Annotated in this window: 1 protein-coding gene and 1 pseudogene; both read left to right on the top strand. The window is 33.7% G+C overall.

From position 1 onward, the window contains the following. Positions 1-756, top strand: a 756-nt coding sequence (locus ACFIO3_RS11045) for a class I tRNA ligase family protein (protein ID WP_375704458.1), incomplete at its 5' end; no start/stop codon positions are given. A 1,135-nt stretch (positions 757-1,891) separates the two neighbouring features. Further along, positions 1,892-2,631, top strand: a pseudogene (locus ACFIO3_RS11040) (tetratricopeptide repeat protein). Positions 2,632-2,819 lie beyond the last annotated feature (188 nt).

Raw genomic sequence — 2,819 nt, 5'->3', positions numbered from 1 at the left:
TATAAATTTAATGAGTCTGCCGCTACACTTTATCGTTTCATTTGGAATACACTCTGTGATTGGTATTTGGAACTTCTCAAACCTATTTTTCAGGGGGAAAATGAAGATGCTAAAAATGAGGCTCAAGCTTGTACTGCTTGGGTTTTAGATGAAGTTTATAAACTTCTTCATCCTTTTATGCCATATATGACGGAAGAGTTGTGGTCTCTTACAGAAACACAAGCCATCAAGCGTGAGGATATGCTCGCATTGACAAAATGGCCAGAGGAAACATTGATAGATGAAGAAGCTGCTGATGATATTAATTGGCTTATTGATGTCATCACGGGGATTCGGGCTGTACGTTTTGAAATGAATATTCCAGTGGCTACGCAAGCACCTCTTGTTGTTGTTGAAGGAGGGGAAGTAACGCGAGAGCGTGTGAAGCGTTATGATGCACTTCTTAAAAAATTAGCGCGTATTGAAGTTATTGATTTCTCTGATAAAGTTCCGGAAGTATCAGCACAAATGATTTTGGGAGAGGCTGTTTTTTGTTTGCCCTTAGGACAGTTGATTGATTTGGAAGCTGAACGTGTTCGTTTGAGGAAGGATGTTAGTAAAATTGAACAAGATATTGAAAAAATATCGCTTAAGTTAAACAACCCCCAATTTATAGCAAATGCAAAAGCAGAAATTGTTGAGCGTGAGCGGAACAGGGTTTTAGAACTGCGTGCAGCGCAGAAAAAAATATTTGTTGCTTTAGAGCGGTTAGATTGATTTCAGCTTTTTATTTTTTTGATAGATAATTTCATACCAGTAGGGCTGGTATAGATCTTCTTTAAAGGAAACTTTTCTTTTGTTAGTTTTTCATGAACGATCATAAAATCTCTACTGAAATCCATAGTTTTATGTTTATCATTAAAGAGATATCTTTTAAGGCATCTAAGCCTATTCCATGACGTAGATCATGAATGCTATAACAGTAAATCCATAGAGCTTCCCTTCTTTATGCTTGTGAAGTAGCAAGCGCCGGTATCATTCTGTCCAATCAGGACAGCTCTTGGCTCAGACCGTTCGTAAGAGGCATTTTTAGTTCTTTCTTACACAGAGTTTTTATCCACATAGCTCTCTCTACTTGTAATGTGCAAGCGGATGGTTTTGAGTGATTTAACATGGAACAGGTTTGGAATGAGAGAATCTTACGATATTTGAGGGACTCATTCAAAGTGCAAAAAGGTAAATTATCATTATAAATCAATTTCTTGCTTTATTATTATAAAATATCATCATTTAGAGTAGCAATATAAGGTATGTAAAATTACACATGTGGTATTTTTTTGTATGTAGTGGTGAGTATTCTAAGGTAGAACTTGTGTGTAAAGTATGAACTAACCCCATGTGAAATGATGTCAGGTGCAATCTGTTAAACAAAAAGCTGTATTGTTTATAGATTGGCAGAGACAAAAAACTTCATCTTTAAGGTGGTAAGGCAGTTGTAAAGTTATAAGTTAACTATCATCATTATATTTATCCATCTTTCGTATTGTTTTTTATACTTAAACGCTTGCCATTCATCATGTATTCTCTTCGTTCTCAAGTTGCGGTTTAATGCACGTTATTCTATTGAACGATTTTTGCTCATACGTATAAAATTTTAAGGTCAATAAATCCTAGAATGTTAAAGGGTGTGTTACAAAATATAGAATGATGATTTATATTTAAAAATCAATTTGTTATATATAAAAATTGATACTTAATTTTATCGAACATTTTGGATGGTTTTTATCTATTTGTTTTTTCTTTTAAAATTTTTACTTTAAAATTGCGTAGGCTTCTTACTAAGAAAAAGAGTTTAAATATCTACAAAGAAATTTGTAACAGATATAATCATTAAAATTGAGGTAGGGGGGGAATGGTTAATAGGTTTCAGATATGGAAAAAAGTCACGATTGTTGTGATTTTAGGGGGATTCTTTTCGACTGTTTGTGTAATAGATGTCAATAGCTTGCAAGAAGCGAATGATGGTTCGTTTTATTTTTTTAACGTATAGAAATGGGCATATAAATCAGGCTATTCCAGCACTCCGTTGTGCTGCTAAGAGGGGCCATATCGGTGCGAATTGGAAACTTGGCTACATCTATGCAAAGGGTGATGGTGTTCCTAAAGATGATTACAAGACATATCATTTTTTTGCATATATCTTTGAAAAAGGTACAGATCTTGGTTCAGAAGATGAAAGTTATGTTTCTGATGCATTGGTTAAACTTGCAGGATATATAAAAAAGGTATTCCTCAATCACCTATGAAACCTGATCCTTCTTATACTGTTTGTCTTTATATGCAGTCTGCGGTAAACTATGGAAATCCTAAAGCTCAGTATCATTTAGGAAAAATATTTTTAAAGGGAGAGGGAAGGGAGAAAAATCCTTTACAAGCCACGATGGTTTAAACTCTCAGCAAAAAAAAGGAAATCCTTCTGTTCAAACAATGCTTGGAAATATACTGCTTAAAGAAGGAAAAATTGTCCGTGGGGCAGCAATTTTAACTGCTGCCTATAAAAAAGCTAATGTAAAAGACAAAAATTTGATTCACCCTTTGCAAGAAGAGGCTTTTGCTCTTTGTAATGAATCTGAGAGACGTACAGCAATTTGACTGGTTGCTGAGATTTTAAAGAATAACAGTTTTTAAACATCTTATTGTAATATTTTTACACTCTCTCATATTATATTAAACTCTATTTTCTTGTATACAAGTTCATAATAAAGATAGCTTTTTGTTATAATATAATGGTTAATGACTTAGGATCTTAGACAAAAATTCTTGCGTTCTCGGTTTTCTTG

It is taken from the genome of Bartonella sp. AD328YNZD (assembly GCF_042196425.1).
Note: the sequence above shows the minus strand (reverse complement) of the source record. Positions and strands in the feature narration are given on the sequence as shown.